General features: G+C 60.0%; 15 protein-coding genes. 11 read left to right on the forward strand and 4 right to left on the reverse strand.

Features of this window, described 5'->3' with window-relative positions; genetic code table 11:
• Window positions 1-58 precede the first annotated feature (58 nt).
• Window positions 59-907, reverse strand: a complete 849-nt coding sequence (gene nadC, locus KGA88_RS24570; RefSeq protein WP_110657193.1) for a carboxylating nicotinate-nucleotide diphosphorylase — start codon at window positions 905-907, stop codon at window positions 59-61.
• A gap of 264 nt (window positions 908-1,171) precedes the next feature.
• Here nadC and KGA88_RS24575 point away from each other — a divergent pair, with 264 nt between their 5' ends.
• The 5 genes from KGA88_RS24575 to KGA88_RS24595 all read left to right on the forward strand — a co-directional run bounded on the left by KGA88_RS24575 (window position 1,172) and on the right by KGA88_RS24595 (window position 7,774).
• A complete protein-coding gene (locus tag KGA88_RS24575; RefSeq protein ID WP_223594766.1) occupies window positions 1,172-3,370 on the forward strand; it encodes a DUF1631 domain-containing protein in 2,199 nt (732 codons plus the stop codon).
• Window positions 3,371-3,432: 62 nt separating this feature from the next.
• Window positions 3,433-3,993 carry a 1,6-anhydro-N-acetylmuramyl-L-alanine amidase AmpD gene (ampD, locus tag KGA88_RS24580; protein WP_110657189.1) on the forward strand — a complete coding sequence of 187 codons (561 nt, stop codon included), beginning with the start codon at window positions 3,433-3,435 and terminating at the stop codon, window positions 3,991-3,993.
• Window positions 3,990-4,826 (forward strand): regulatory signaling modulator protein AmpE, encoded by an 837-nt coding sequence (ampE, locus tag KGA88_RS24585; RefSeq protein WP_110657187.1) that lies wholly within the window; start codon window positions 3,990-3,992, stop codon window positions 4,824-4,826. Before ampD ends, ampE begins: the two co-directional genes overlap by 4 nt.
• A gap of 1,609 nt (window positions 4,827-6,435) precedes the next feature.
• On the forward strand, window positions 6,436-7,140 hold the full coding sequence (locus tag KGA88_RS31830) for a methyl-accepting chemotaxis protein (protein WP_411740867.1): 705 nt from the start codon (window positions 6,436-6,438) through the stop codon (window positions 7,138-7,140).
• A gap of 244 nt (window positions 7,141-7,384) precedes the next feature.
• Complete coding sequence (locus KGA88_RS24595) at window positions 7,385-7,774, forward strand: hypothetical protein (RefSeq protein WP_110657183.1); 390 nt, start codon at window positions 7,385-7,387, stop codon at window positions 7,772-7,774.
• Here KGA88_RS24595 and KGA88_RS24600 read toward each other — a convergent pair whose 3' ends face one another.
• Window positions 7,775-8,551: a TatD family hydrolase gene (locus KGA88_RS24600; RefSeq protein WP_223594770.1), complete on the reverse strand. Its 777-nt coding sequence runs from the start codon at window positions 8,549-8,551 to the stop codon at window positions 7,775-7,777.
• A gap of 3 nt (window positions 8,552-8,554) precedes the next feature.
• Window positions 8,555-9,550, reverse strand: a complete 996-nt coding sequence (gene cra / locus KGA88_RS24605; protein ID WP_223594773.1) for a catabolite repressor/activator — start codon at window positions 9,548-9,550, stop codon at window positions 8,555-8,557.
• Between the two features lie 290 nt (window positions 9,551-9,840).
• Between cra and ptsP the strand changes: the two genes are divergently transcribed.
• From ptsP to KGA88_RS24635, 6 genes are all read left to right on the forward strand, one after another.
• Window positions 9,841-12,702 (forward strand): phosphoenolpyruvate--protein phosphotransferase, encoded by a 2,862-nt coding sequence (ptsP, locus tag KGA88_RS24610; RefSeq protein WP_110657178.1) that lies wholly within the window; start codon window positions 9,841-9,843, stop codon window positions 12,700-12,702.
• Window positions 12,702-13,643 (forward strand): 1-phosphofructokinase, encoded by a 942-nt coding sequence (gene pfkB / locus KGA88_RS24615; protein ID WP_110657176.1) that lies wholly within the window; start codon window positions 12,702-12,704, stop codon window positions 13,641-13,643. Before ptsP ends, pfkB begins: the two co-directional genes overlap by 1 nt.
• 11 nt (window positions 13,644-13,654) lie before the next feature.
• Window positions 13,655-15,394 carry a PTS fructose-like transporter subunit IIB gene (locus tag KGA88_RS24620; RefSeq protein WP_223594775.1) on the forward strand — a complete coding sequence of 580 codons (1,740 nt, stop codon included), beginning with the start codon at window positions 13,655-13,657 and terminating at the stop codon, window positions 15,392-15,394.
• 193 nt (window positions 15,395-15,587) lie between these two features.
• Entirely contained in the window at window positions 15,588-17,177 is a 1,590-nt protein-coding gene (locus tag KGA88_RS24625) for an alkaline phosphatase D family protein (protein WP_223594776.1), read from the forward strand.
• 275 nt (window positions 17,178-17,452) lie between these two features.
• Window positions 17,453-19,699: an alpha-xenorhabdolysin family binary toxin subunit A gene (locus tag KGA88_RS24630; RefSeq protein WP_223594778.1), complete on the forward strand. Its 2,247-nt coding sequence runs from the start codon at window positions 17,453-17,455 to the stop codon at window positions 19,697-19,699.
• Between the two features lie 253 nt (window positions 19,700-19,952).
• Window positions 19,953-20,705: a hypothetical protein gene (locus tag KGA88_RS24635; protein WP_223594781.1), complete on the forward strand. Its 753-nt coding sequence runs from the start codon at window positions 19,953-19,955 to the stop codon at window positions 20,703-20,705.
• A gap of 38 nt (window positions 20,706-20,743) precedes the next feature.
• Here the strand turns inward: KGA88_RS24635 and KGA88_RS24640 are convergent, their stop codons facing one another.
• Complete coding sequence (locus KGA88_RS24640; RefSeq protein ID WP_223594790.1) at window positions 20,744-23,272, reverse strand: PepSY domain-containing protein; 2,529 nt, start codon at window positions 23,270-23,272, stop codon at window positions 20,744-20,746.
• Between the last annotated feature and the right edge of the window lie 11 nt (window positions 23,273-23,283).

Here is a 23,283-nt window from a genome sequence, read left to right on the forward strand (position 1 = left end):
GGCGATCTCAAGGACGCTATCGCCGGCAAGCCGGGCTCCTACAGGATTGCTTTACTTCTCAAATACTGAGGCGCATCGACAGATCGACCGCCTTCACATCCTTGGTCATTGCACCGATCGAAATGTAGTCCACCCCGGTCTGTGCAATCGGCAGCAACGTGCTTTCGTTGATCCCGCCGCTGGCCTCCAGTTTGGCCTTGCCGGCATTCAGGCGCACGGCTTCGCGCATGTCGTCCAGGCTCAGTTCGTCGAGCATGATGATGTCGGCACCGGCCGCCAGCGCTTCCTTGAGTTCATCCAGGCTTTCCACTTCAATCTCGACCGGTTTGCCCGGAGCGATCTTGTGCGCGGCGGCGATGGACTGCGCGATGCCGCCGCTGGCGGCGATGTGGTTTTCCTTGATCAGGAAGGCGTCATACAGGCCGATGCGGTGGTTGTGGCAACCGCCGCAGGTCACGGCGTATTTTTGCGCCAGGCGCAGCCCGGGCAAGGTTTTACGGGTGTCGAGCAGCTTGACCTGAGTCTCAGCCACGAAGTCCGCCAGGTACTGCGCGCGGGTCGCCACGCCGGAGAGCATTTGCAGGAAGTTCAGGGCGCTGCGTTCGCCGGTCAGCAGTGAGCGCGCAGGGCCTTCGAGGTGGAACAGCACCTGGTTGGGCGTCACCCGCTCACCGTCGGCAACCTGCCAGTGCACCGCCACCCGTGGGTCCAGTTGCCGAAACACGTTATCCACCCAGGCGGTACCGCTGATGACGGCCGCATCGCGGGTAATGATGGTGGCTTTGGCCAGGCGTTCGGCCGGGATCAACTGCGCGGTGATGTCGCCGCTGCCGATGTCTTCACGCAACGCACGGCGCACGTTGGCTTCGATTTCGGCGGTCAGATCGGCGAGACGTAGATTCGGCATAACGGACTCCACAAACAAAGTGGCTCGATTATAGGGCCATGGCATGGACCAACCCAAGGCATCCACGCGTTACGTTGGCACGGGTGCCTGTATTTGGTCGAATCCCTGACATTGTCGGCGCTTGTCATCGATGCCGAGCAAACGCCCGTTTGAGAGCAGATGCAGAGTCTTCTGGCACAAAGGTGAGCTTTTACCAGATAATTAGACTTATATTTGACGTCATCACTTTGACGGGTCGATGCATTACCGTTCCAGGGAGGCCGAATGCACAACGACGGGAATGTAGTGCCTTTGTACAAGGCAACTACCGACCAGGTGGCTCACTCGCCACTCGCCCGACTGCCGGCGATTCTTCTCCAGGTTCGCGACAAGGCCACGCAACAACTGCGACACGGATTGCAGGCGCTGTTCAACAACGCCGACGATACCCTCTTCGAAATGGCTGACCGCGCCCGCTGTGACGTCGAGCAGTACATCTTCTTTCAAGCGATGCGCGATTTGCGCCTCAAGCACAACAGCATCGAGCGGGTGTTTCTCGAGCAGGTTTTCGCCGCGTTCATCCGGCTTGCCCAATACGATTGCGTACTTGCGACCTTACCCCAGAACCTGGCGGTCGAAGCTCTGACCGCGCAACCCGATGACGAGCGGCAACGCACAGTCGCGGTGGCAGCGATGGTCAGTCGGGCGCTGGACCGTGACGGCTTCGCCCTGGACCAACTGACAGCCCGACTCTGCGCCTTGTTGGGCAAGGAACCGGGCGACCTGCACAACCCCCTGGGCCCGGCAATGCTCTGCGAGTACTTTTTGCAGGCTGCGCGCCAGCTGGGGCTGGAGATCAAGGTCAAGCTGATTATCCTCCAGTTGTTCGAGCGTTATGTCCTCGGCGAGGCCGATCAACTTTACGCCGAAGCCAACCAGTTGCTGCTGGCCACCGGTGTGTTGCCCGACCTCAAGCCGGCCCCGGTACGCCGAACCGCGGACCGACCTGACGTCAGCGCCGAGGATGGACCGATCGACGCACGCGCCGAGCTGATCGGTCTACCAATCGATGAGAATGTCCAGGAGGAGTTTGCTGCGTTGCAGGCGCTACTGTTCAACGTTCGCGGCAGCCTGTCGCCAACGCTCGAAGTCAGTGCCACTGCGCAGCCGATTGCCACGCGCGATCTGTTGCGCCTGTTGTCGCATTTGCAGCAATACGTGCCGACTCCGGCGGCCGTAGATGATTTCGACCTGCGCAACCAGCTCGAACAGTTACTGACCCGGGTCAGCGTCAAAAGCGGCAGGTCGCGGATTTTCGGGGAGGCCGATGAGGATGTGATCAACCTGGTCGCCATGCTTTTCGAATGCATGCTCGATGATCGCAACCTGCCGGACTCCCTCAAGGCACTGATCAGCCGATTGCAGATTCCACTGGTCAAGGTGGCGGTGCTCGACAAGAGTTTCTTCAGTCGCAGCAGCCATCCGGCACGACGCCTGCTCAACGAAATTGCCAACGCGGCCATGGGTTGGGGAGCCAGTGATGATCACGAGCGTGACAGTCTGTATGTGCGCATCGATCAGGTCGTCCAGCGCTTGTTGAATGACTTTGTCGATGACCCGGCGATTTTTTCCGAATTGCTGGCCGACTTTCTTGCGTTTACCCAGGACGAGCGCCGGCGCAGCGAGTTGCTCGAGCAACGCATTCGTGACGCCGAGGAAGGACGGGCCAAAACCGGATTGGCTCGCCAGCATGTCGAACGGGTGCTGAACCAGGCGTTGTTTGGCAACGTCCTGCCGCGAGTCGTGGTGGGGTTTGCCCAGGAATCCTGGAGCAAGGTACTGCTGCTGACATACCTCAAGCATGGCGATCAGTCAGCTGAGTGGCATGCCGATGTGCGCACCCTGGAGCAGTTGGTCTGGAGCGTTCAGCGTCACCATGAGACCGATGCCGCCGGGATGTTGGCCCTGGTGCCCGGTTTGCTCAAGTCGTTGCGCGACGGGCTGAACTCGTCGGCGTTCGATCCGTTTGCCACCCGCGAGTTTTTCAGCGAACTGGAGCGCTTGCACGTGCAGGCGCTGGAAGGACCGGGGCATTCGGCCGTCGATACGTCGGCGATGGTCGAGGTGCGCGAATCGATCATGTTGCCCTCGGCTGACGAAAGTCAGGGGCACAGTGAGCCGGTGCGTTTGTTTGCGGACGATGCAGGTTTGCGTCAGGTCGATCAAATGCTTGCGGGCAGCTGGGTGGAGTTTCAGGAGGACGCGGAAAATACCCTTCGCTGCAAACTGGTGGCGATCATTGAAAGCAGCGGCCAATACATCTTCGTCAACCGTACCGGCATGAAAGTGCTCGAGCGCAATCGCACCGACCTGGCCCTGGAGCTGCGCAATGGTGTGGTGCGAGTGCTTGACGACACCTTGTTGTTCGAGCGGGCTCTGGAGTCGGTGATCGGCAACCTCAAGCGCCTCAAACGCGGCAAGTGATCGCGCCCCGGGGGATTATCGCGGCATACTGTGCCAACACAGTCGACGTTGAAGGAATCGGTATGCAGTTGGACCCCGCGAGCGGTTGGATTCAGGGAGCGCATGTCTGCCCCTCGCCCAACTTCAATGCGCGCCCCACAGGCGAAATTTCCCTGCTGGTGATCCACAACATCAGCTTGCCACCGGCGCAGTTTGCCACCGGCAAGGTGCAGGAGTTTTTCCAGAATCGTCTGGATGTCACCGAACATCCCTATTTTGAAGGGATCGCGGATTTGCGAGTGTCCGCGCACTTTCTGATCGAGCGCGACGGTACCGTCACCCAGTTTGTTTCATGCCTTGAGCGTGCGTGGCATGCGGGTGTTTCGAGTTTCGAGGGGCGGGAAACCTGTAACGATTTTTCCGTGGGCATCGAGCTCGAAGGCACGGATGATCTGCCGTTCACCGACGCGCAATACAGCGCGTTGACGGCCTTGACCCGCCAGTTGCAGCAGGCGTTCACGGCGATCACCACAGAGCGCATCTGCGGGCACAGCGATATTGCACCCGGGCGCAAAACCGATCCGGGGCCGGCGTTTGACTGGGCACGCTATCGTGCCGCTCTGGCACAAGAGGAAGGGCAATGAGTTTTCTGGTGTTGCTGTTGGCGGTGTGGATTGAGAAGTTCTCGGCCTTGCGCCATCGGGTTCAGCGGGACGGCGGCTGGATACACGAGCTGAACAAGCTCGAGGCCAGCCCGCGACTCTCAAACCGGCCATGGCTGGTCTTGTCGATACTGGTCTTGTTGCCGGTAGCGTTGCTGGGGCTGCTGCTGGTCGTCATCGAGCCGGTGGCCTATGGGTTGCTGGCGTTGCCAATCCATTTGCTGGTTGTGATTTACAGCCTGGGGCGCGGCGATCTGCTGGGCGATCTCGGGCCGTTCCGCGATGCCTGGCGTCGGGAGGACCTGCAGGCAGCGTCGCATGTCGCCAAGCGCGATCTGGATATCTGCGCAGACAGTGGCGAGCAACTGCTGGAGCGGGTCGAAGGGCATTTGCTGTGGGAGGCCTACCACAGCTTTTTCGCGGTGATTTTCTGGTACTTCCTGTTGGGGCCGGTCGCGGCGCTGAGTTATCGGTTGCTCGCGTTGGCCGAAGAACACGGGAAAAACCCTGCGGTGGTCGAGCGCGCCGGGCAACTGCGTCACGCCTTCGACTGGGTGCCGGTGCGCCTGCTCGCGGCGAGCCTGGCGTTGGTCGGCAATTTTGTCGCGGTCAGCCGGGTCATGCTGCATGAACTGCTGAACTGGAACATCAGCGCCGCGCAATTGATCGAGAAAGTCGGGCTGGTGGCCGGTGAAATTCCGGCGCCGGTGGCCGGCGCGGAAGGTATCAACAATCTGGACCGCATCTGGGAAATGCTGCTGCGTGCCGCCGTGCTCTGGTATGCCGGGATTGCGTTGTGGACGGTCCTGCATTAGACCATGTAGCCACGGCTGCTGTGGCGAGGGAGCTTGCTCCCGCTGGGTGGCGCAGCCGCCCCATTCAACTCACCACCAACGACTGCTGCGCAGCCGGACGGGGGCAAGCCCCCTCACCACACAGGGGGCGATCACTTGTCCTGAGGGCTTCGCCCTGTCGTTAACCTTAAGTTACAAAACCTCCTGCCGATTTAAGTTATACAGAGATAGCGCCGAATAGTGGCTATCTGCTGTCTGTCTGCGCCTGCCAATAAAAAAAATAAGAATTGAAGGGAGACATCCAGTGAAGAGCTTGCTCTATCCCGCTGTCGCACTGATGAACCGCCTGAGCTTCGGCATGAAGTTCAGCCTGATCAGCGTACTGTTCCTGGTGCCGATGCTGGTGACCAACTTCTATCTGGTGCGTGACTCCTATCGCGAATTCCAGGGCACGCGCATCGAACTGCAAAGTCTCGACCTGTTGGGCAGCAGCCTGACGCTGCGGCGCGATCTGGAAACCCTGAACAACCTGGTGCAGATCAATGTCAGCCTCGGCCAATCCGGCAAGGCTGGCAATGTCGAGTCGAAAATCAGCGCCCTTGAGCAGAATATTCTGACTCGCCTGCAAGGGCTGACGGCGATGACCAGCGACCCGGAGCAGGTCGCGGTGTTCGATGGCAAACGCGATGAAATGATCGCCGCGTTCAAGACCCAGCAAACGGAAAGCTCCCTGCAAAGCAAAAGCGCCCTGATCGGCAAGCTGGTGGGCAGCGCGCAGATTTTCAGCCAGCTCATTACTAGCCAGTCCGGCCTCAGTCGCGACAACCAGAGCGACATGCGCCAGTTGAGCGAGCTCGTCACCCTCGTCACGCCACGTGTCACCCAGATCCTGGGCGAAGGCCGGGCAATGGGTTCTTATTCGTTGGGGCAGGGTTTCATCAACTCGGCTTCGAGTACCCGATTCGATGAATTGCTGGCGCAGATTGAAAAGCTCCAGGCCGAGTATGGCCTGAAGTTGCAGGATGCCCTGGGTTCCAGCAAGGCCGCGCGCGACACCCTGGCTGTGCAGGCCGATAGCAGTCGGGCATCGTTGAAGAAAGCCAGTGAGCTGTTCGAAGAACAAGTGGTCATGGCCGACACGCTCGATGCGCCATGGCAGGGCTTTTATGATCAAGTCAGCGCCCTGATGGACCAGACTTATCAGCTCAACGAAGCGACCCTGAAGTATCTGGGCCCGCAGTTGCAGCAACGCCTGGACCAGAACCGCACGCACATGGTCCTGCAGGCCGTGGCGTTGTCAGTGGTGTTTGTGTTGATCTTTTATCTCTACGGAGCTTTCTATGCCTCGACCCGCACCACGCTCAAACGCCTGGGGGCGGTGATGGACAAGGTGGCGGCCGGCGACATGACGGTGACCTTCAGCGCCCACAGCCGTGACGAGCTGGGGGAACTGGGCGAGGTATTCAACGGCACGGTGAAGAAAATCCATGACCTGATCGAGCGGGTGGGGCAGACCGTCAGCGAAGTCGAGCGTCAGGCCGGGCAAGTGGAGAGCGTTTCCGCGCAAAGCAACCAGGCCGTCGCTGGGCAGCGCACGCAGATCGAACAAGTGGCCACTGCCATGAACCAGATGTCGGCCACTTCCCAGGAAGTGGCGCGCAGTGCCGCGGCGGCGGTGAGCAGCGCCCACAGCGTCAACGACGAAACCATCAGCGGTCGCGGTCTGGTGGAGTCGCAGCAAGGCAGCATTGCCGCGCTGGCCAGCGAAATCGATCAATCGGTGTTGGTGATCAATCAACTGGCCAGCGACAGCCAGTCCATTAGCCGCGTTCTGGAAGTGATCAAGAGCATCGCCGAGCAGACCAACCTGCTGGCGCTCAATGCCGCCATCGAGGCAGCGCGGGCCGGTGAGCAGGGCCGTGGTTTCGCCGTGGTCGCCGATGAAGTCCGGACCCTGGCCAAACGCACCCAGCAATCGACCGAAGAAATCGAGCAGATGATCATCAGGCTTCATGGCGGTGTTGGTGCCGCAGTCAAGGCCATGGGCACCAGCCATGAAATGGCCAATGGCACGGTGGGACAGTCGGAGAAGGTCCAGCGGGCACTGGAAAACATTCTGGGAGCGGTCGGCATGATCGTCGACCAGAACCAGCAGATTGCCGCCGCGGTGGAGCAGCAAACTGCCGTGGCCCACGACATCGACCAGAACATCGTCGAGATCAACCGTGCCGGCGAGCGTACAGCTGAAGGTGCGCATCAGACCGAAGATGCCAGTCGGGCGTTGTCGGCTCAGGTCGTGGAGTTGAAGCAGTTGATCAGTGCATTCCGGGTCTGAGACTGGCCGGGATGTAAATGTGGGAGCGGGCTTGCTCGCGAAAGCGGTCTGTCAGGCACATTGATGTTGAATGTGCCGCCGTCTTCGCGAGCAAGCCCGCTCCCACAGTTTTGCTGTATGTTCGGAAAGTTTTGTAATGCTTTTTTCCCTTCCCGGTGGGAATTCTCCTGATTCTCTCCGTGCGCTGGATTCTTGATTACGATCAAGGAAGAGTGACGCGCTTACCGCATGGAGGAACTTGGTTATGTCTGTCGCAACAATGGGGATCCAGGGGTATTGCGCACACTGTCAACGCACATTGCGATTGCAACCCTGGCAGCTCAATGCCATTGCGATCAATGAAGCGTTTGCCTGTGCGCACTGCCAGAAACAGGTGCAGTTGCGTTGCCCGGAACAGATCAGGCGCTTCAAGTCGCTCGACTCTTTTACACCGTTGCGTGCCAGCCTGCGGGTGATGGTCTGCACCGCCCTGCTGGTGGCGTTGGTGATGGAGTGGGTGGGAATGCTCAGTGTCATCGAACAGCTGAATGCTTCGCTGATCGCCGTATTCGTTTACTTCGCAGTGGTCCGTTATTTCCGCCAGCGCCAGCATTTGACGCTAATCCTGGAAGCCGCCAAGGCTCACGTCGACTGATTACCAGCCGAACACTTCGCAGCTGTTGGCGGTGCTGGTCGCCGCCAGTTGTTCCGGGCTGATCGCCATCCATTGCGCCAGTGCCGTGCAGATCGCCGGCAAGTGTGCCGGGCTGTTGCGCTGGCCGGGGAACATGGCCGGGGCCATGTCCGGCGAGTCGGTTTCCAGCACCACCGAATCCAGCGGCAGTTCGCCGAGCACACGGTGCATGCGCAACGCCTGCGGCCAGGTCGGGGCGCCACCAAGGCCGAGCTTGAAACCGAGCTTGATGTATTCGCGGGCCTCTTCCTTGCTGCCGGCGAAGGCGTGGATGATGCCGGCCCGTTTCAGGCGAAACCGCTTGAGCGTGGCAATCACCGCCGCATGGCTGCGCCGCACGTGGATCAACGCCGGAAGACTGAAGTCCGCCGCCAGTTGCAATTGCGCCTCGAACAACGCCTGTTGGCGGTCGCGGTCGAGGCATTCGATGAAGTAGTCCAGGCCGATCTCGCCTACCGCACACAACTGCCGATGGCCGGCCAGGCGGGTCAGCCAGTCACCGAGTTCGCTCAGGTGTTGCGAGCGATGATCGTCCAGATACACCGGATGCAGCCCGAACGCGGCGTGCAGGTCAGGGTCACTCTGCACCAGCTCCCAGACCCGCTGCCAATTGGCCTGATAAACCCCCAACACCACGATCCGCCGCACCCCGAGGGCACGGCTGGCGGCCAGCAACGCCTGGCGGTCGGCGTCGAAATCCGGAAAATCCAGATGGGTGTGGGTATCGATCAACTCCACGGTTCAGTCCTGAAGAATACGCTGCTTGAACGTCCGCGGGATGGCTTGCACGCCGGGTCGGTAATCCGACTGCTCGATGGCCGCCAGAGCGAGCGCGAGGGCTTTGTCGGCGATCAACTGGTGTTGCTGGGCCATGGCGTTGACCGGTAGCGGCAAGAAGTCCAGCAACTGGGTGTCACCGAATGTGCCGAGGCGCAGCGGGCGGTTTTTCAGCGGGAAATCGTGCAGCGCATCGAACACGCCCTGAAGCAATACGTAGGACGTGGTCACCAGCGCATCGGGCAAATGCCCCAGGCGCTGCAGCAACTCCTCCATCAATTGTTTGCCGCATTCGCGGCTGAAGGATTCGCCTTCTTCGATCAGCACCTCACCGTTGAATCCGGCGAGGGCCTCCTTGAAGCCGGCACAACGTTCCCGGCTGATGCTCAGCTCGGGCCGGGCGCCGATCAGGGCGATCTGTTTGGGCTGCGGCTCCAGCAGGCTGCGGGTCAGTTGCAGGCTGGCCTCGCGGTCATCACTGATCACCGAACAGAAGTGCTCGGGTTCCATGACCCGGTCGATGGCGATGATTGGAATACCCTTGGCCTGCAATTGCAGATAACTGTCGTCGCCGGCCGGCAGGCAGCTGGCAACGATCAACGCGTCACAGCGCCGGGCGCGGAACAGTTGCAGCAATTGCCGTTCGCTGTCCGGGGCATCGTCGGAACTGGCGATCAGCAACTGATAACCCCGGGCTCGCGCACCTTGCTCCAGCAATTTGGCGATTCGCGCGTAACTGGGGTTTTCCAGATCCGGCAGAATGAACCCCAACGTGCGCGTGTGTCGGCTGCGCAAACCGGCGGCCTGTGGGTTAGGCGTGAAGCCATGTTGTTCGACGACCGCGCGCACGCGTTCGACAGTGGCGCTGCTGATGCGCTGTTGTTCGGCCTTGCCATTGATGACATAGCTGGCGGTGGTAACGGACACACCGGCCAACTGGGCAATATCACTGAGTTTCAACCCGCTGTTTCCTTGTTTTTTCGAGATTGCCTCGACATTTTCGTCAATCCTAACCGATTAAGGCAGGCGACCATTGTCGCAACGCATCCGACAAGTTGGACTTCAAGGATGGGCCAATATCGAGTAACGTGCCAACTGATCTAGATTAAACGTTTCAGCAAGCGTATTTTCTACGTTTTAGGCGCCTTTGGCCGGTTCTGCCGTGAAACCGCCAAAAGCGATGACCAAGCGCCTAAGCTGACTCATTCAAAACAATACCTGGTGCCCCAAGGCGCCAAAAAGGAGAAAGCATGCTCGAGCTCACTGTAGAGCAGATTTCCATGGGCCAGTCGGCTGTGGACAAGTCCGCAGCGCTGCAATTGCTGGCCGGGCATCTGGTCGCCGACGGCCTGGTTGCCGAGGGGTATCTCGCCGGTTTACAGGCGCGGGAAGCCCAGGGCTCGACCTTTCTCGGTCAAGGTATTGCCATCCCCCACGGTACCCCCGAAACCCGCGACCTGGTGTACACCACCGGTGTGCGCCTGATGCAGTTCCCCGATGGCGTGGACTGGGGTGACGGTCATGTCGTTTACCTGGCGATCGGCATCGCCGCCAAATCCGATGAACACCTGCGCCTGTTGCAATTGCTCACCCGCGCCCTCGGCGAGACTGACCTGGGCCAGGCCCTGCGTCGCGCCGGTTCCGCCGAAGCCTTGCTGAAGTTGCTGCAAGGCGCGCCTCAGGAGCTGGCGCTGGATGCGCAGATGATCGGCCTGGGTGTGGCGGCCGAAGATTTCGAAGAGCTGGTCTGGCGCGGCGCGCGTTTGTTGCGGCAAGCCGATTGTGTGAGCAACGGGTTTTCCGCCGTGCTGCAACAGGTTGAAGCGCTGCCATTGGGCGACGGCCTGTGGTGGCTGCACAGCGAACAGACGGTGAAGCGCCCGGGCCTGGCCTTCGTCACCCCGGACAGACCGCTGCGCTACCTCGGCCAGCCGCTCAATGGACTGTTCTGCCTGGCCAGCCTCGGTGAGGCTCATCAAGCCCTGCTCGAACGCCTGTGCGCGTTGTTGATCGAAGGGCGTGGCCATGAACTGGGGCGCGCCACCAGCAGCCGCAAAGTCCTCGAAGTGCTCGGTGGCGAAGTGCCCGCCGACTGGCCCAGCGCGCGGATCGCGTTGGCCAACGCCCACGGTTTGCATGCGCGGCCGGCGAAAATCCTCGCGCAACTGGCAAAGAGTTTTGACGGTGATATCCGCGTGCGCATTGTCGATGGCCACGACAGCGCGGTGTCGGTAAAGAGCTTGAGCAAGTTGCTCAGCCTCGGCGCGCGTCGGGGTCAGGTCCTGGAAATCATCGCCGAACCGGGCATCGCGGCTGATGCATTGCCGGCCTTGTTGGCCGCCATCGAAGAAGGGCTCGGAGAAGAAGTCGAACCGTTGCCGCCGGTCAGCCAGGCACGCGAAGTCGTTGTCGAGATGGCCGAAGTGGTCCTCGCCCCGGTGGCGGGCAGTGTGGTTCAGGCGATTGCCGCCGCGCCGGGGATCGCCATCGGCCCGGCCCATATTCAAGTGCTGCAAACCATCGATTACCCGTTGCGCGGTGAGTCCGCCGGCATCGAGCGTGAGCGTCTCCAGCAAGCCCTGGCGCAGGTACGCCGTGACATCCAGGGCTTGATCGAGCGCAGCAAGAGCAAAGCCATCCGCGAAATCTTCATCACCCACCAGGAGATGCTCGACGACCCGGAACTGACCGATGAGGTCGATACGCGCCTCAAGCAGGGCGAAAGCGCCGAGGCGTCGTGGATGGCCGTGATTGAAGCGGCAGCCCGGCAGCAGGAAGCGTTGCAGGATGCCTTGCTCGCGGAACGTGCCGCCGACTTGCGCGACATCGGCCGTCGGGTGTTGATGCAGCTCAGCGGCATCGAAACCCCGAGCGAACCGGATCAGCCGTACATTCTGGTGATGGACGAGGTCGGTCCGTCCGACGTCGCGCGTCTCGACCCGGCTCGCGTGGCGGGGATTCTCACCGCCCGGGGTGGCGCCACGGCGCACAGTGCGATTGTTGCCCGGGCGCTGGGCATCCCGGCACTGGTCGGCGCCGGCCCCGGAGTGTTGCTGCTGGCGCCGGGTACGCCTCTGCTGCTCGATGGCCAGCGTGGGCGCCTGCATGTGGACGCTGACGTGGCGACCTTGCAGCGCGCCACGGCCGAACGCGATACCCGCGAGCAACGCTTGCAGGCAGCTGCCGAGCAGCGCCATCAACCGGCGCTGACCACCGATGGCCACGCCGTCGAAGTGTTCGCCAACATTGGTGAAAGCGCTGGCGTGACCGGCGCGGTCGAGCAGGGCGCCGAAGGCATTGGCCTGTTGCGCACCGAACTGATTTTCATGGCCCACCCGCAAGCGCCCGACGAGGCAACCCAGGAAGCCGAATACCGCCGCGTCCTCGACGGTCTGGCAGGGCGGCCGCTGGTGGTGCGCACCCTCGATGTCGGGGGCGACAAACCGTTGCCGTACTGGCCGATCGCGAAGGAAGAAAACCCCTTCCTCGGCGTGCGCGGCATTCGCCTGACCTTGCAGCGCCCGCAGATCATGGAAGCGCAACTGCGCGCCTTGCTGCGGGCCGCCGACAACCGGCCGCTGCGGATCATGTTCCCGATGGTGGGCAGCGTGGACGAGTGGCGCCAGGCCCGTGACATGACCGAACGCCTGCGCCAGGAAATCCCGGTCGCCGACCTGCAACTGGGGATCATGATCGAAGTACCGTCGGCGGCATTGCTGGCGCCGGTGCTGGCCAAGGAGGTCGACTTTTTCAGCGTCGGTACCAACGACCTGACCCAATACACCCTGGCCATCGACCGTGGCCATCCGACGCTGTCGGCCCAGGCCGATGGCTTGCATCCGGCGGTGCTGCAGCTGATCGACATCACCGTGCGCGCGGCCCACGCCCACGGTAAATGGGTCGGTGTGTGCGGCGAGCTGGCGGCCGACCCGCTGGCGGTGCCGGTGCTGGTCGGTCTCGGCGTGGACGAGCTCAGCGTCGGCGCGCGCAGTATTGCCGAGGTCAAGGCGCGAATTCGCGAACTGGGCTTCACTGAGACTCAAACCCTTGCCCGCCAGGCCCTGGCCGTGGGCAGTGCCAATGAAGTGCGTGCATTAGTGGAGGCCCTGTAATGGCCCGGATTCTTACCCTGACCCTCAACCCGGCGCTGGACCTCACCGTCCAGTTGCCGCGCCTCGAGGCCGGTCAGGTCAACCGCAGCGATGTGATGCACACCCACGCCGCCGGCAAAGGCGTGAACGTGGCGCAAGTGCTGGCGGACCTCGGACATCAGCTGACCGTCAGTGGCTTTCTTGGCGAAGACAACCTGCAAGCGTTCGAAACATTGTTTGCCAAACGCGGTTTTGTCGATGCCTTCATCCGCGTTCCGGGCGAGACCCGCAGCAACATCAAGCTGGCGGAAAGCGACGGCCGCATCACTGACATCAACGGGCCGGGACCACAGGTCAGCGAAGCGGCGCAGCAGGCCTTGATGGATCGACTGGAGCAAATTGCCCCGGGGCACGATGCGGTGGTGGTCGCCGGCAGTTTGCCGTTGGGCGTTAGCGCGAAATGGTTGCAGAAGTTGGTTTTGCGCTTGAAGGAACTGGGTCTGAACGTCGCGCTCGACACCAGCGGCGATGCGTTGCGCGAGGCGCTCAAGGCCGGTCCGTGGCTGATCAAACCCAACACTGAAGAGCTGGCCGAAGTGCTGGACTGCGAGGTCGTGTCGGTCCGTGCCCAGGCCAAGGCGGCGGAGCGCTTGCACGCCCAGGGCATCGAGCATGTGGTGATTTCCCATGGTGCCGAGGGCGTGAATTGGTTCAGCGTCGGCTCGGCGCTGCATGCCACGCCGCCCAGGGTCAGCGTCGCCAGCACGGTGGGCGCGGGTGACTCGTTGTTGGCGGGGATGCTCCACGGTTTGCTCAGTGCCGATACGCCGGAGCAGACCTTGCGCACGGCCACGGCGATTGCTGCGATGGCGGTGACCCAGATCGGTTTCGGCATTGGCGATGCGGCGCAACTGGCGCAGCTCGAACAGGGTGTGCGCGTGCGTCCCCTGACAGAACAATAAGAGGGTTTGTCATGAAGTTAGCCATCGTTACGGCCTGCCCGAATGGCATGGTCACCAGTGTGCTGTGTGCCCGGCTGCTCGATGCCGCGGCCCAGCGTCAGGGCTGGAGCACCAGTGTCGAAGTCAGCGATGCCGCGCACCCCGAAAAGCAACTGTCGGCGGCCACCCTCGACGCGGCGGAGTGGGTGCTGCTGGTGACCAGCGCACCGGTGGACATGTCGCGGTTTGTCGGCAAGCGGGTGTTCCAGAGCACCCCGGCCCAGGCCCTGCAAGACGTGGAAAGCGTGCTGCGGCGCGGTGCGCAGGAGGCTCAGGTCTATGCCGCTGCCGAAGCCGTCGTAGAGCCTGTGGCGGCTGCGCCAAGCACACCGCGACTGGTGGCCGTTACCGCGTGTCCGACCGGCGTGGCGCACACGTTCATGGCCGCCGAAGCCTTGCAACAAGCGGCCAAGCGCCTTGGCTATGACTTGCAGGTGGAAACCCAGGGTTCGGTCGGCGCGCGCAATCCATTGAGCGCAGCGGCGATTGCCGAGGCCGATGTGGTGCTGCTGGCCGCCGATATCGAAGTCGCCACCGAGCGTTTCGCCGGCAAGAAAATCTATCGTTGTGGCACCGGCATTGCCCTCAAGCAAGCCGAAGCGACCTTGAACAAAGCCTTGGCCGAAGGCCGGCAGGAAAGTGCATCGAGCGCTTCTCAAGCTACGGTCAAACAGGAGAAGACGGGCGTCTATAAACACCTGCTGACCGGCGTGTCGTTCATGTTGCCGATGGTGGTGGCCGGCGGCCTGATGATCGCCCTGTCGTTCGTGTTCGGCATCACCGCGTTCAAGGAAGAGGGCACGCTGGCGGCGGCGTTGATGCAGATCGGCGGCGACACCGCGTTCAAGTTGATGGTGCCGCTGCTGGCGGGCTATATCGCCTATTCGATCGCCGACCGTCCGGGCCTGGCGCCGGGGATGATCGGCGGCCTGCTCGCGAGCACCCTGGGCGCCGGTTTCATCGGCGGGATCATTGCCGGTTTTCTTTCCGGCTATGCGGCCAGGGCGATCAATAGATATGCGCGTTTGCCGCAGAGCCTTGAGGCACTCAAGCCGATCCTGATCATCCCGCTGCTGGCGAGTCTGTTCACCGGTCTGGTGATGATCTACGTCGTCGGCAAACCGGTGGCCGGGATGCTCGCCGGCCTCACGCATTTCCTCGACAGCATGGGCACTACCAACGCGATTCTGCTGGGTGTATTGCTGGGCGGCATGATGTGCGTCGACCTCGGTGGGCCGATCAATAAGGCGGCCTATGCGTTCTCGGTCGGGCTGCTGGCGTCGCAGAGTTACGCGCCGATGGCGGCGACCATGGCCGCGGGCATGGTGCCGCCGATTGGCCTGGGCATTGCCACGTTCATTGCCCGCCGCAAGTTTGCCCAGACTGAGCGCGAAGCCGGTAAGGCCGCACTGGTGCTGGGGTTGTGTTTCATCTCGGAAGGGGCGATTCCTTTTGCGGCGAAAGATCCGCTGCGGGTGATCCCGGCGAGCATCGCCGGCGGTGCGCTGACCGGTGCGCTGTCGATGTATTTCGGCTGCAAACTGATGGCGCCCCACGGTGGGTTGTTCGTGCTGGCGATCCCGAATGCGATCAACCATGCGCTGCTTTATCTGTTGGCGATCGTGGCGGGGAGCCTGTTGACGGCGGTGGTGTATGCGCTGGTCAAGCGGCCGGAGGGGGTGGAGTTGGCGTTGGAGCCGGTCAAGGCCTGACACAAAACCCCTGTAGGAGCGAGCCTGCTCGCGAAGGTCGTCAACGATAACGCGCGCATCCTGAATGAACGTGATGTCCTTGAGTTCTTCGCGAGCAGGCTCGCTCCTACAGGGGATCGATGGTGTTGGCGAGATTCGTGTCATGCCAGGGTCATGGGGCCATGCTTTAGTTTTCCACTCCAGGGAGAACACCATGAGCGATTTCAACCCCGGGCGTCGTCGTGTTGTTCAAGCGCTCGGTGCCGGATTGCTGTTGCCAGGGCTGGCGCCGGCGGTGATCGCTTCGCTCAAGGCGCGGCCGCAACTCACCGATGGCGTGCAGTCCGGCGACGTGCAGGGCGACCGGGCGATCATCTGGAGCCGCTGCGACCGCCCCGCACGGATGGTGGTGGAGTGGGACACCCGCAGCCTGTTTCCCAACCCCCGGCGATTCGTCTCGCTTCTGGCCGATACGCGCAGCGATTTCACCGCCCGGGTTGAGCTCACCGGGCTGCCCGCCGACCAGGCGATTTTCTATCGCGTGCAATTTGAAGACGCCCAGAGCGGCGTTGCCAGCGAACCCTGGTTCGGTCACTTGCGCAGCGTGCCGCAGACCCGGCGCGACATCCGTTTTATCTGGAGCGGCGACACGGCGGGCCAGGGCTTCGGGATCAACCCGGATATAGGCGGCATGCGCATCTACGAAGCGATGCGCCGGCGTCTGCCGGACTTTTTTATCCACAGCGGCGACACCATTTACGCCGACAACCCGATCCCGGCGCAGCTCAATACGGAAGGCGGGCGGGTGTGGCGCAACATCACCACCGAGGCCAAGAGCAAAGTCGCCGAGACCCTCGATGAGTACCGTGGTAATTATCGCTACAACCTGATGGACGAAAACATCCGCCGCTTCAATGCCGAGGTCCCACAGATCTGGCAGTGGGACGACCACGAAGTGCTGAACAACTGGTCGCCCGGCAAGCAGTTGGATGCACGTTACCAGAGCAAAGATATCCACAGCCTGGTGGACCGCGCCCGCCAGGCCTGGCTCGAATACGCGCCGATGCGCATGCAGAGTGCCGATGGCGGCGGGCGGATCTATCGCAAGCTCGGTTACGGGCCGCTGCTCGATGTGTTCGTGCTCGACATGCGCAGCTATCGCGGGGCCAATGACGACAATCTGGGGGATGCCAAGCCGTTTCTCGGTCGTGAGCAACTGGACTGGCTCAAGCGCGAAATGCAGGCCTCGAACGCGCAATGGAAAGTGATCGCCGCCGACATGTCCATTGGCCTTGGCGCGCCTGACGGCGAAGTCAGCCCCGGTGTCACGAGGTGGGAAGCAGTGGCCAACGGTGACCCCGGCCCGGCCCAGGGGCGCGAACTGGAAATCGCCGAATTGCTCGGCTTCCTGCGGGCGCGGCAGGTGCGTAATTTTCTGTTCCTGACGGCGGATGTGCATTACTGCGCGGCCCATCATTACCATCCGGATCGGGCGGCGTTCCAGGACTTTGAGCCGTTCTGGGAGTTCATTGCCGGGCCGTTGAATGCGGGCAGTTTCGGGCCTGACTCACTGGATAAAACCTTTGGCCCTGAAGTGGTATTCGAGAAGGCATCCCCTACACATAACGCCTCGCCGTTTGCCGGGTTTCAGTTTTTTGGCGAGGTGAATATCGATGGGCAGAGTGGGGAGTTGAGCGTGGTGTTGCGGGATCTGGACGGCATGGCGGTGTTTGAGCAAAGACTGTCTCCGTGTGACTCGGTATTTGCTCGCTCTATGGGAAATGTTTTTTGCAAAAGAAGCTGATACTGAAAGTTGCGGGGTTTATTTGTAATTACTGTCAAATGCTGGCGTCTGGAGGTTGCTGTGTTGATGTTGATTGAGGCTTTCAGTGGTTCTCGTTAGTCGATGAATTTGATGTTTGTTTGTTGAGGTTTTCTAATTCTCATATTTTCATATATTTAATCGCTTGATCGATATTGGGTGTGTGCTTAATTTCTTCTCTGAACTTAATGACGAATAAGCAGGCTGTGAGAGTTGTATGGTCTGGTTAAGAGTCTAACTTTTAGAGAGGGATCGCTATGTCCGCTGTGTTGTGGGAAAAAAGCCTGGAAGGCAAAAATCACGAAGAAATTGCAGATCTTGCAGCCGTTGTCCCCCAGACGCTCATGTCTTTGTCGACCGGGGCCGCGAATGACATTACTCGCGCAAACGGATTGGTACTGACCAAAGCTCAAATCATTTCCCTGCGAAAATACGAAGCCGCAGGGCTGGCACTTCCGACCAACGAGCGAGCCCTTGCGATTTACCTGAGTTTTGGCGACGAAGAGGGTGGCAAAGGTTTCACGACTGAAGACTTTCTCGCGTCTTTTAGAAAGATAAACTCGCATGCCAGTCTGTGGTCCCCCCTGCGCTCTCGCATCATGCTGACGGGAACCCATTTGAAACTGTTTGGTTTGAACATGGGGGTATATCTTCTTTCGGTCGAGGAGATTTTCACTGAAGTCAAACTGGCAAAGACGCTGGGTACACACAAGATCACCAACTACAAGGAACTGCGCGACTGGGAAGTGAAAGAAGGCAAGCCGTTCCCGGATCTTGCGTTGGAAGCGGACACCATCCCGGATATGGGGGATGTTCTGGATCTGATCTTCGAGCACGTCAAGGAGTATCTGCGCACGGCCGTTGAAATCAAAACCGATCTCAACGCGTTTAGTCAACAACTGACGAACGATGTCATTCCTACTATCAAGTTGCTGGCGCTGGCTCTCGAGAGTAATACGTACGCGTCGGACATCGAGAGTTTGAATAACGAGATCAAGGAGCGCGCCAATCAAATTGATGAGTTGAACAAAGAGTACAAGGCGCTGGTTTTGAAATCGCTTGAGTCGTTTAGCAACTTTTCGCTCATCGGGTTGGGAGTTGCCATCTATATCGGGGTGGAAGCTGAAGATGTACGATCCCGGCGCAATGATCTGAGCGGCATTCAGGAAGCTGCCATCAAGAGCCTTGAGAGCAAGTCCAAGACCCTGGGCTCGATCGCACGGATCAGAAGTGACATGCAGGATATGCAGACGGTCGCTCTGGATGCTGAAGTGGCGACAAATAACGTGGTCCATACCTGGAACGTGCTTCATGCGTACATCGAAAGCTCCGAAAAAGCGGTCTCGAAGATCGAAGGCGGTGTTCGGTTATTCGCCTTCATTACTCAATTTCGTTTGGTCGCTGCGCCATGGGCCGCGATCCACAACAGTGCTGATGCCCTGGTTGAGTTATTCCGCGAGGCGGAAGTTGAATACATGAGGGAATACGGTTTTCAAGGAAAAAGATCAAGGAGGTCTTTAATGCAAAGTGATATGTACCCTGCCGTGCAAACCAATGTCTTTCAGGACAGTTGTTCGAAACTGCGCAACAGCGCGGTGGAGGCGAAGTTGTTGTTCTTGAAAACGGATTATCTTCCGGATTTGAGCGAAAAATTTCAAACACTTTCGGTCGACATTTCGATCGGCTCCAACGTGGTCAGGGAAAAGGCTCTGAAAACCGAGTTTGCACTTAGATCCACACTTGGGCAGTTAATGTCACTCGAGGAAGAACTGCAAGAAGGTTCTGAAGAGGTCGACGAAATTCATGGGGAGCAGGCTGAGTTGTTAAAAGAGTCACAGTTATCCGTCAGTGAAATTTCCAATTCGTTGAGTGAAAGTCTCGAGAAATTCAACGCAGTCTACGATGAGACAACCGTGCGGGGATTCAAAGCCTCGTTGATTAATGACGCTGCAGATCGTGAAGTCGTATTGGAACGTTTGAATGCCAGCCTGACTGATCTTGAAAAAAAACGTGCAGTCATCAACGAAGCTGTGGATGAACTCAATAAACTCGGAATTTCCGGCGTTATCAAGAATATCGAACTGAATGTCGAGACGGTTAAAAAGCTCGGTGCGAAGCCATCTCAGGTTGAACTTGTACTGGCAGCGGTCGAGAAAGTGAAACAGGATCTGCAGGGCGCAGTAAAGGATGTTTCCTTTGTCTTGATGGTAAAACAGAACCAAGTCCTTCGTGATAAGACTGTGGAGGTGCAGGCGCAAATCACTGCCGAAAAACGAGGCGCACGAAGCACTACCGACAAAATAAAGCTCATCGATGTTTATGGCGAGATGAATGAGCAGCGCAAACTCTACGTAGCAGAGTTCGAAAAGATCGACAAAACAGTGTCGCGTTTCTTGAACTCGATGAGGGCTCATCAGGCTACGCCCTTGAGTAAGCAGATTTCAGAATTTCTCTCTACCGCCAATGGTTTTGCCGGTTACCTGAATCAGCTTTCTAATCTGTAAGTATTACGTTTCATACCGCCCTTGAATGGCCGTGCGTCGAGCCTCGCGATGCACGGCTTTTTATTGATTGTGTTACTCGGGATTGAATATTCGCAGGAGACGCCGATGAGCGACGAGAACAGGGATGTCATATTTTTTCAGGAGGATGATTTTATTGCGTTGCGCGCATACAAATTGTTCTTGAACGAGGTGCTCCACAAGGATTTCATTACTCACTCAACCCCCTGAGACATCAAAGGTGCTAGGCGCCTATGTGCAGGCGTTGAGCGAAGAGGCTGATGCGCAACTCTGCAGATTTCACTCCCTGGTCGAAGATGTGGCGGAACTACGGGCGGGAGTGCTTGCCTGCATCGATCAAGCCCGCGACCTTCGACAGGTTTTCCTTGAGGCCAAGCCAGGCGTGACGCGCTACCGACGGGTGACAATTGATACTTTGGGGTGCGCTCCTTTCGACCTCTGGCAACCGCACCTTGTCATTTGCAGCCTTTACAACGTTTCCGGAGTCATGAGCTTTTTCGTTGACCGGTGCCGCACCCAACTGAAAACAGTTGAACGGTACAGATTGAATGTTTCCTCGATGGAGCGAGGGATTCATCCAATGTTCTACCGCATCGTTGCGGCAAGAAAACAAAAAATAGCGGCGTACGGCTATTCACCGCAAAAGCCTCCTTCGGGTTCCGGGACCTCACCCTTCGATTTCAGAAAACCGTACAAAGGAGATCCTGCCCCTCAAACGCTGGAGCTGTATCGTTTGACTGGCGTGTACGCTTCCTCCTCCTCCGCACTGTTCAACTTCGGTCATTTTCTGAACAGGATTGAGCAGCTATTGAACGTGATGATTGATAGGCTTTGCTCGATAACCGCTTCCTCGACGTATTCGACTTTGCTCTTGGTGCTGGACCTGGTCGCCAGCTTGCTGGGTCCACTGCAACTGCGTATGGACAGATTGCAGGAATGGTCGGACTTCATGCGCCATAAAGGTAAATATGCTGTTGAAGAACAATGAGCAAAGTGGAGTTGCAGCCGGATGAGATCCGGCTGCACTCAGTAGACGTCGCGGCGGTAACGGTTTTGTTCGATAAGCGTTTCTACCTGCGCTGCTCCGAGGACTTCCTGCAGCAACTGATCAACCCCGCTAGCCATCCCCTGCATACTGCCGCAGATGTAAATCACCGCATCCTCTGCCAGCCACTTTTTCAGTTCCTCGGCCGACTCCCGCAAGCGATCCTGTACGTAGATCTTCTCGGCCTGATCCCGCGAGAAGGCCAGGTCGAGGCGCGCCAGATCACCGTTGATCAACCACTCTTCCAGTTCCGCGCGGCAGAGGAAATCGTGCTCACGATTACGCTCGCCAAACAGCAGCCAGTGACGTTGCTGACCATCGGCAATCCGGGCCTTGAGCAGGCTGCGCAAGCCGGCCAGCCCTGTGCCATTGCCCAGCAGGATCATCGGCACCGGTTGGGCTGGCAGATGGAAACCACTGTTGCGTCGCACGCGCAGGCTGATGGAACTGCCCACAGGCGCGTGTTCGGTCAACCAGCCGGAGCCGACGCCGAGGTTGCCATCGGCATGCACTTCCTGGCGCACGATCAATTCCAACACGCCGTCGGCTGGAATCGAAGCAATCGAGTATTCGCGCATGGCCAGCGGCACGAGGGCCTCGGCCAGCGCCTGCGCGTGCAGGCCGACCAGATGGGCGCGGTTTTGCGGCAACTGGCGGCTGGCCAGGGCCTGTTCGAGGGTTTCCTCCAGGCCGTTGAGCTGCACCTTGGTCTCCCCGTGAATGCCCAGGCCGTCGAGGAAATGCTCGATGGCCCACGGGCAATTGCGCGGCAAGACTTCCACCAGATCACCGGCCAGCCAACTGCTGGTGGTCGGGGCGCTGAGGCCGAGCAAGTACACCGGGGATCCGCTGCTGTCCGGGTTGAGCAGTTCACGCCGGACCAGGGTCCAGTTGTCGTAGTTGGGCGCCTGCCAGGTGTCGACGGGTGCGTGGCCGGTCAGCAGGCCCAGTTGCTGTTGCCAGTGGCGCAGGGCGTAAGGATCGCCGCTGTCGACTTCCACTGGCGCGAACAGGGTCTTGCCGCCGTGCTCACCGAGCCAGCTGTGCAGGCGCTTGGCGAATCCGCAGAAGTGCTGGTACTGCCGGTCGCCGAGGCCGAGGACTGTGTAGTTCAGGCGATCCAGGCTCGGCGTGCGGCCCAGTACCTTGCGTTCGAAACGCCTGGCGCTGTCGGGTGCTTCGCCGTCACCGAAGGTGCTGACGACGAACAGTGCGTTGTTCGAGTCCTGCAAATCCTGCTCGCTGACGTCCGCCAGCGGCTGTACCTTCACCGGCAGGCCCGCGGCCTGCAATTGCCCGGCGGTCTGCCAGGCCAGTTGCTCGGCGAACCCGCTCTGGCTGGCGAAACCGATCAGCCAGGCCGGTGCATCGTTGCCCGGTTGTACAAGGCCTTGGCGAGCATCCTTGATCTGGCGTTTTTTGCGGCGACGATCCAGGTACAGCAACCAGCCAGTGACGAAGAACAACGGCATGCTCAACGCGGTGAGGGTCAGGATGATCCGACCGACAATGCCGAAGTAGCTGCCGACGTGCAGCGCATAGATGCTCGTCAGCAGTTGCGCCTTGACGCTCTTGTCGCTGTAGCGATCGACCCGTTTGACCACGCCGGTGGCCGGGTCGAGGGTGATCTGGTTCAGGGCGCGGTCATGCGGCGAAGTTTTCAGGAGGAAGTAAACGGTCGCTGGTTGACCGGCCACTGGCGGCATGCGCACGTTATAGGAACTGAGTTGCGGGCCGGCTGCGCTGTAGATGCTGCTCCACATTGCCGCGTAATCGGCTGTTGGTGCCGGACCTTGCGGCGCGGGGCCACGTCCGCCGCGAACGCGTTCGGTCTGCGGTGAGTCGGAGAGCAACCGGGTCAGGCCCTTGTTGTACCACTCGTAGGACCAGGACAGCCCGGTCAGCGCTGCCAGGAGGTAAAACACCAGGCACCAGGTGCCAGCCACCGAGTGCAGGTCCCAGTTGAAGCTGCGACCCTTTTTCTTCCAGTCCAGGGTCAGCCAGGCGCGCCAGCTTTTCCACTGGCGAGGCCAGCGCAGGTACAGGCCGGACAGGCAGAAGAACACCAGGATCAGGGTGCAGGCGCCAGTGATCTGCCGACCCGTATCGCCCATGGCGAGGAAACGGTGCAGTTGCAGCATCAACCCGAAGAAGTCCTGGCCGGTGGCATCACCGAGGAACTCGGCAGTGTAGGGATCGAAGTAGCGCATCTCGCCTCGGCGCTCACCCGGCGGCGGGGTGAACCACACTTTGGCGGCGTTGCCACTGTCGGTTTCCACGGTGAGCATCGCGACTTTTTTGCCAGACGCGGCTTCGATGTGCTCCACCAGTTCGGCGGGCGGCAGCACACCGGCGACCTGTTTCTCGACTTGCAACACAGAAGGGTTGAGCGCATTCAGGATTTCGTCCTGAAACGACACCATCGCCCCGGTGATGCCCATCAGGGCCAGGACCAGCCCGGCGCTGATGCCGAAAAACCAGTGCAACTGGAACAGGGTTTTCTTCAACACGTCGCTCGCCT

Source organism: Pseudomonas sp. A-R-19 (assembly GCF_019956575.1).
In the GTDB taxonomy this organism is placed as follows: domain Bacteria; phylum Pseudomonadota; class Gammaproteobacteria; order Pseudomonadales; family Pseudomonadaceae; genus Aquipseudomonas.

Coding starts and splice junctions, on each gene's coding strand:
- KGA88_RS24575 (WP_223594766.1), top strand. CDS start 1,172: ATGCACAACGACGGGAATGTAGTGCCTTTGTACAAGGCAACTACCGAC.
- ptsP (WP_110657178.1), top strand. CDS start 9,841: ATGCTCGAGCTCACTGTAGAGCAGATTTCCATGGGCCAGTCGGCTGTG.
- ampE (WP_110657187.1), top strand. CDS start 3,990: ATGAGTTTTCTGGTGTTGCTGTTGGCGGTGTGGATTGAGAAGTTCTCG.
- KGA88_RS24630 (WP_223594778.1), top strand. CDS start 17,453: ATGTCCGCTGTGTTGTGGGAAAAAAGCCTGGAAGGCAAAAATCACGAA.
- pfkB (WP_110657176.1), top strand. CDS start 12,702: ATGGCCCGGATTCTTACCCTGACCCTCAACCCGGCGCTGGACCTCACC.
- ampD (WP_110657189.1), top strand. CDS start 3,433: ATGCAGTTGGACCCCGCGAGCGGTTGGATTCAGGGAGCGCATGTCTGC.
- KGA88_RS24620 (WP_223594775.1), top strand. CDS start 13,655: ATGAAGTTAGCCATCGTTACGGCCTGCCCGAATGGCATGGTCACCAGT.
- KGA88_RS24595 (WP_110657183.1), top strand. CDS start 7,385: ATGTCTGTCGCAACAATGGGGATCCAGGGGTATTGCGCACACTGTCAA.
- KGA88_RS24625 (WP_223594776.1), top strand. CDS start 15,588: ATGAGCGATTTCAACCCCGGGCGTCGTCGTGTTGTTCAAGCGCTCGGT.
- nadC (WP_110657193.1), bottom strand. CDS start 907: ATGCCGAATCTACGTCTCGCCGATCTGACCGCCGAAATCGAAGCCAAC.
- KGA88_RS31830 (WP_411740867.1), top strand. CDS start 6,436: ATGTCGGCCACTTCCCAGGAAGTGGCGCGCAGTGCCGCGGCGGCGGTG.